Raw genomic sequence first — 6,646 nt, forward strand, 5'->3', positions numbered from 1 at the left:
CATCAGCCTTTAATCTGTTTCACCAGATAATCGACGATGTCACCGGTCTTAATTAACTGTTTCTCACCGTTACGACGGTATTTGTATTCGATATCGTCGTTGTCGAGGTTACGGTCACCCAACACGATAGTGTGCGGAATACCGATCAGTTCCATATCAGCAAACATCACGCCCGGACGTTCTTTGCGATCATCCAGCAGCACTTCGATACCCTGTGCGCGCAGTTCGCTGTACAGTTTCTCAGCCAGCTCCTGTACGCGGAAGGATTTGTGCATGTTCATCGGCAGAATCGCCACCTGGAAAGGTGCGATAGCGTCAGGCCATACGATGCCGCGTTCGTCGTAGTTCTGCTCAATTGCCGCAGCTACTACGCGCGTTACGCCGATACCGTAGCAACCCATCGTCAGGATTTGATTACGGCCATCTTCACCCTGTACGGAGGCTTTCAGTGCTTCAGAGTACTTAGTCCCCAGCTGGAAGATGTGACCGACTTCGATACCACGTTTGATCAGCAGCGTACCCTGGCCATCCGGGCTTGGATCGCCAGCCACCACGTTACGGATATCCGCAACTTCCGGGGTAGCGACATCGCGATCCCAGTTGATACCGAAGTAGTGTTTACCATCGATGTTAGCACCAGCAGCGAAATCACTCATCGCAGCAACGGTACGGTCAATTACTACCGGAATCGGCATGTTTACCGGACCCAGTGAACCCGGACCGGCTTTAACCACGGCACGAATTTCTTCTTCAGTCGCAAAAGTCAGCGGGCTTGCAACCTGCGGCAGTTTCTCAGCTTTAACTTCGTTCAGCTCGTGGTCACCACGCACCAGCAGCGCAACCAGCGGGAAGCTACTGCCTTCAACCGCTTTAACCAGCAGAGTCTTCACCGTTTTCTCAATCGGCAGATTGAACTGTTCAACCAGTTCCGCGATGGTTTTCGCGTTCGGCGTATCAACCAGCGTCATTTCCTGGGTAGCAGCAGCGCGCGGTTCTTTCGGCGCGATAGCTTCTGCCAGCTCAATGTTCGCTGCATAGTCAGAGGTGTCGGAGAAGACCACATCGTCTTCACCGCTCTGCGCCAGCACCTGGAATTCGTGAGAGGCGCTACCGCCGATAGAACCGGTGTCGGCCTGTACGGCGCGGAAATCCAGCCCCATGCGGCTGAAGATTTTGCTGTAGGCCGCATACATTGCATCGTAGGTTTCCTGCAGGGATTCCTGAGAGGTATGGAAAGAGTAAGCATCTTTCATCAGGAATTCGCGGGAACGCATGACGCCGAAACGCGGGCGCACTTCATCACGGAACTTGGTCTGGATCTGATAGAAGTTCAGCGGCAGCTGTTTGTAAGAGCTCAGCTCGTTACGAATCAGGTCGGTAATCACTTCTTCATGAGTTGGGCCAAGTACGAACGGACGGTCACCACGGTCAGCAATACGCAGCAATTCCGGGCCATACTGTTCCCAACGACCACTCTCTTGCCACAGTTCAGATGGCTGAACCACCGGCATTAACACCTCGATCGCACCGGCGTTGTTCATCTCTTCACGCACGATGTTTTCGACTTTTTTCAGAACGCGCACGCCGGTCGGCAGCCAGGTGTATAACCCGGAGGCCAGCTTGCGGATCATCCCGGCGCGTAACATCAGCTGATGGCTGATCACCTCGGCGTCGGCAGGTGTCTCCTTAAGAGTGGAGAGCAGGTATTGGCTAGTACGCATGTTGTTACGGTTCCAGTTGGAAGGTAGAGCAGGCTCAAGGCGAGCCTGGGACAAAAAAAGTGATTTAGTTTACCAGTGCAAAAGAAATGTCAAAAGAGAAGGGCGTGAATTTAACGCGGTTCCAGCGCAAAGACTTCAAAACCTGCGTCGGTGACGCGCCAGCGAACGTTAAAATCATGCAGCCAGACGGCATAGGTTTTGCCCGTTTCCTCACCTTTACGATAGGCCGGGCGCGGGTCCTGCGCCAGTACTTCACGGATAAACAGCGTTAACTGCGGATAGCGCTTCTCCAATGTCAAAAGCTGCTTTTCGACCTCTAAGGTAAAACTCACCGCCATCTCTGCCACTGGCGCACTTTGCGCATAGCTGGCACTGGCATCGGGAAGAGATTCGGCAAAGGGGAGATACGGTTTGATATCCACCACTGGCGTCCCATCGACCAGATCCAGACTGCCAAGCTTCAGAATCACGCTATCTTTATGACAAATAACTTCCTTCAGCTCTACCAGCGACATACCAATCGGGTTAGGGCGGAAAGTAGAGCGTGTGGCGAAAACGCCCATTCTGGCGTTACCGCCGAGGCGCGGTGGACGCACAGTCGGACGCCAGCCGCCTTCCATTGTTTGATGAAAGACAAAAAGGATCCATAAATGGCTAAACGCTTCCAGGCCGCGAACGGCGTCGGCCTGGTTGTAGGGAGCAATGAGATGCAGTTCACCGTTGGCGCTTTTTACCAGACCTGGCTGGCGCGGAACGGCGAATTTTTCTTTATAGGGCGAGCGAATAACGCCTATTTGCTCGAACTGGAAACTGCTCATTTCGCCGTAATGTTAAGCGCAGAACCGATACATACAGCCTGACGATAGCAGCCTGGCGTACCGCTGGTGACTTCGCAGCTATGCAGTAATACCGCATTGGCCTTCATTTTCGAGGCGTTGATTTGCATCCGCTTACGTGCGGTTGGAATGCTCGGCGGAGAGTCCTGATTGGAGGCCTGGCAAGAATCGCCACTGACTTCACCGAGATCGCGGAACGGTTTGCCGACTAATTCTTCTGCATTGGTATAAATTCGGACCGGCGTGGCGCGCGGCGCTTTCGGTTTTGCAGGCTCCGCTTTCGGCTGGGGTGCAGTGCTTTGAACGGGTTCGACAGGGGATCTGCTTAACATGGAACAGCCGCTTAGCATGAGTGCTACTAAACAGATCGGTAAAGCACGCATAGTATTTCCTCAATGTATGATCAAAACGTCAATATTGAATCAGGAGCTTGTAAAAATGACAAGACGGGCAAGCGCCCGTCCTGAATGATATTACAAATTGTGGAAACAGCCTAAAAATTACCAGCCTTTAACAGCGCCACCGTTAAACACTTTGTTCGCTGCTTCGTAAACTTCGTCAGACTGATAAGCCTGGACGAATTTCTTCACGTTCTCAGCGTCTTTGTTATCTTCACGCGTTACGATCAGGTTTACGTACGGGGAGTCTTTATCTTCGACAAAGATACCGTCTTTCGCCGGAGTCAGGCCAATCTGGCTGGCATAGGTGGTGTTGATAACCGCCAGAGCGATTTGCGCATCGTCCAGAGAGCGCGGCAGCTGCGGTGCTTCCAGCTCAACAATTTTCAGGTTTTTTGGGTTCTCAACAACATCAAGAACTGTTGGCAACAGGCCAACGCCATCTTTCAGTTTGATCAAGCCCACTTTTTGCAGCAGCAGCAGTGAACGACCAAGGTTAGTCGGGTCGTTTGGCACGGCAACCTGCGAACCATCTTGCAGTTCATCCAGCGATTTGATTTTCTTGGAGTAACCGGCAATCGGATACACAAACGTGTTGCCTACTGCGACCAGTTTGTAGCCACGATCTTTCAGTTGCTGATCAAGGTACGGTTTATGCTGGAAGGCGTTGGCGTCGATATCGCCTTTGCTCAATGCTTCGTTTGGCAGAACATAGTCGTTGAAGGTGACCAGCTCAACGTCCAGGCCATATTTGTCTTTCGCGACTTTCTGCGCGACTTCTGCAACCTGCTGTTCGGCACCAACAATCACGCCGACTTTAATGTGGTTTGGATCTTTTTCATCCTGACCGCAGCCTACCAGTGCCAGTGATCCAATCAGGGCTCCCACTGCCGCAAAGGTTTTGAATTTGAACGCCATACCTTATTCCTTCTTCAATTATTTATGTTGTGTTGAACGTTATTTGCGAGTGACAGCCCGGACGATGCGGTCGCCTGCGAACTGAATTAAATAAACCAGAATGACCAGCAATACCAGAACCGTATTCATCACCGTCGCGTTATAACCTATGTACCCATACTGATAGCCGATCTGACCCAAACCACCGGCACCGACTGCGCCACCCATTGCGGAATAACCGACCAGGGTAATCAGGGTGATAGTTGCCGCATTCACCAGACCTGGCAACGCCTCCGGTAACAGCACTTTACGCACGATCTGCATTGGCGTGGCACCCATTGCGCGGGAAGCTTCAATTAACCCGGTTGGGATCTCCAGCAGAGCGTTCTCGACCATACGGGCAATAAACGGTGCTGCACCAACGGTCAGCGGAACAATCGCTGCCTGCAAACCAATCGATGTACCGACAATAACGCGAGTAAACGGAATCATCCATACCAGCAAGATAATGAACGGGATGGAACGGAAAATGTTCACAATCGCAGAAACGGTACGATACAGCTTCGCGTTAGCAATAATTTGCCCCGGACGCGTGACATAAAGCAGAACGCCAACCGGCAGACCAATCACAAAGCCAAAAAAACCGGATACGAAGGTCATTGCCAGCGTTTCCCATACGCCACGAACCAGCAGCCACATCATCGGCTCAGACATAACCCAGTACCTCTACTTTTACATGGTGTTCCTGCAGCCAGGCAATGGCGGCTTGCGTATCTTGTTGTGTGCCGTGCATTTCAGTCAGCATGATGCCGAACTTAACGCCACCGGCGTAATCCATCTGCGCGCTAATAATGTTGTTATTGACGTTGAAACGACGCGCGGTTTCAGAAAGCAGCGGGGCATCGACCGATTGACCGGTAAACTCCAGACGCAGCATCGGCACGCAGTCAGCGAATGGTTCCGCTTGCAGACGTTCCTGATAATCTTCCGGGATATCCAGATGCAGGGTCGACTGAATAAACTTCTGCGCTAGCGGCGTTTTCGGATGCGAGAACACTTCACTTACCGTGTCTTGCTCGATCAACTCGCCATTACTGATCACCGCCACGCAATCACAAATGCGCTTCACAACGTCCATTTCGTGGGTGATCAACAGAATCGTCAAACCCAGACGACGATTGATGTCTTTCAGCAGTTCGAGAATAGAACGTGTTGTTGCCGGGTCCAGCGCGCTGGTGGCCTCATCACACAGCAATACTTTGGGATTGCTGGCTAACGCACGGGCAATCGCCACACGTTGTTTCTGCCCACCGGAAAGGTTAGACGGGTAACTATCATGCTTATCGCCAAGACCAACCAATGACAGTAATTCTGTCACGCGACGTTTAATCTCGTCTTTCGGCGTGTTGTCCAGCTCCAGCGGCAGTGCCACGTTGCCAAAAACAGTGCGCGAAGAGAGCAGGTTAAAATGCTGGAAAATCATACCAATCTGGCGGCGAGCTTTGGTCAACTCGGATTCTGACAGCGTGGTCAGTTCCTGACCATCGACCAGCACGCTACCCTCGGTTGGGCGCTCCAGCAGGTTTACACAACGGATAAGCGTACTTTTACCCGCGCCTGAGGCACCGATAACGCCATAAATTTGTCCAGCTGGCACATGCAGGCTGACGTTGTTCAACGCCTGGATGGTGCGGGTGCCCTGGTGGAACACTTTGGTGATATTCGAAAGTTTTATCATTGATTATTTATTATCGTCATTAAGTTAGTCGTGGCATTTCGAATGCCTGAAACGGTCAAAGCCGTCAATGAAATGGATGTTAAGGCATCCAGACGTCTAAATCAATCAGGTTTATGCGAAGAGCACTTTCTTGCAGGTCGAAACATGCGATACTAGCGTCACATGCCTTATTAAGGAGCTATAAAAGGTGGCGAAGAGCGTACCCGCAATTTTTCTTGACCGTGATGGCACCATTAATGTCGATCACGGCTATGTCCATGAGATCGACAACTTTGAATTTATCGACGGTGTTATTGACGCCATGCGCGAGCTAAAAAAAATGGGCTTTGCGCTGGTGGTAGTAACCAACCAGTCTGGCATTGCTCGCGGTAAATTTACTGAAGCACAGTTTGAAACGCTGACCGAGTGGATGGACTGGTCGCTGGCGGACCGCGATGTCGATCTGGATGGTATCTATTATTGCCCGCATCATCCGCAGGGTAGTGTTGAAGAGTTTCGCCAGGTCTGCGACTGCCGCAAACCACATCCGGGGATGCTTTTGTCAGCACGCGATTATTTGCATATTGATATGGCCGCTTCTTATATGGTGGGCGATAAATTAGAAGATATGCAGGCAGCGGCTGCGGCGAACGTGGGAACAAAAGTGCTGGTGCGTACGGGAAAACCTATTACGCCTGAAGCAGAAAACGCGGCGGATTGGGTGTTAAATAGCCTGGCAGACCTGCCGCAAGCGATAAAAAAGCAGCAAAAACCGGCGTAATGATTAAAAGATGAGCGGTTGAAATAAAAATGCATTTTTCCGCTTGTCTTCCTGAAACGACTCCCTATAATGCGCCTCCATCGACACGGCGGATGTGAATCACTTCACACAAACAGCCGGTTCGGTTGAAGAGAAAAATCCTGAAATTCAGGGTTGACTCTGAAAGAGGAAAGCGTAATATACGCCACCTCGCGACAGTGAGCTGAAAGCCGCGTCGCAACTGCTCTTTAACAATTTATCAGACAATCTGTGTGGGCACTCGAAGATACGGATTCTTAACGTCGCAAGACGAAAAA

At 51.3% G+C, this 6,646-nt stretch carries 7 protein-coding genes; 1 reads left to right on the forward strand and 6 read right to left on the reverse strand.

The window, feature by feature from the left end:
• Window positions 1–2: 2 nt before the first annotated feature.
• The 6 genes from proS to metN form a co-directional block, all read right to left on the reverse strand.
• The gene (gene proS, locus BEB54_RS08650; RefSeq protein ID WP_001260696.1) at window positions 3–1,721 is read right to left on the reverse strand and encodes a proline--tRNA ligase; all 1,719 of its coding nucleotides are present in this window, start codon (window positions 1,719–1,721) and stop codon (window positions 3–5) included.
• A 110-nt stretch (window positions 1,722–1,831) separates the two neighbouring features.
• Entirely contained in the window at window positions 1,832–2,539 is a 708-nt protein-coding gene (gene tsaA, locus BEB54_RS08655; RefSeq protein WP_032183252.1) for a tRNA (N6-threonylcarbamoyladenosine(37)-N6)-methyltransferase TrmO, read from the reverse strand.
• The gene (gene rcsF / locus BEB54_RS08660; protein WP_001202329.1) at window positions 2,536–2,940 is read right to left on the reverse strand and encodes an Rcs stress response system protein RcsF; all 405 of its coding nucleotides are present in this window, start codon (window positions 2,938–2,940) and stop codon (window positions 2,536–2,538) included. Before rcsF ends, tsaA begins: the two co-directional genes overlap by 4 nt.
• A gap of 117 nt (window positions 2,941–3,057) precedes the next feature.
• On the reverse strand, window positions 3,058–3,873 hold the full coding sequence (gene metQ, locus BEB54_RS08665) for a methionine ABC transporter substrate-binding lipoprotein MetQ (protein WP_000874224.1): 816 nt from the start codon (window positions 3,871–3,873) through the stop codon (window positions 3,058–3,060).
• A 39-nt stretch (window positions 3,874–3,912) separates the two neighbouring features.
• Window positions 3,913–4,566: a methionine ABC transporter permease MetI gene (locus tag BEB54_RS08670; protein WP_001294600.1), complete on the reverse strand. Its 654-nt coding sequence runs from the start codon at window positions 4,564–4,566 to the stop codon at window positions 3,913–3,915.
• Complete coding sequence (gene metN, locus BEB54_RS08675; RefSeq protein ID WP_000593991.1) at window positions 4,559–5,590, reverse strand: methionine ABC transporter ATP-binding protein MetN; 1,032 nt, start codon at window positions 5,588–5,590, stop codon at window positions 4,559–4,561. Before metN ends, BEB54_RS08670 begins: the two co-directional genes overlap by 8 nt.
• 187 nt (window positions 5,591–5,777) lie before the next feature.
• On the opposite strand from metN, the gene gmhB reads away from it, so the two are divergent.
• On the forward strand, window positions 5,778–6,350 hold the full coding sequence (gene gmhB / locus BEB54_RS08680; protein WP_001140174.1) for a D-glycero-beta-D-manno-heptose 1,7-bisphosphate 7-phosphatase: 573 nt from the start codon (window positions 5,778–5,780) through the stop codon (window positions 6,348–6,350).
• The last annotated feature ends 296 nt before the right edge of the window (window positions 6,351–6,646 follow it).

It is taken from the genome of Escherichia sp. MOD1-EC6021, from assembly GCF_002965245.1.
Classification (GTDB): domain Bacteria; phylum Pseudomonadota; class Gammaproteobacteria; order Enterobacterales; family Enterobacteriaceae; genus Escherichia; species Escherichia coli_F.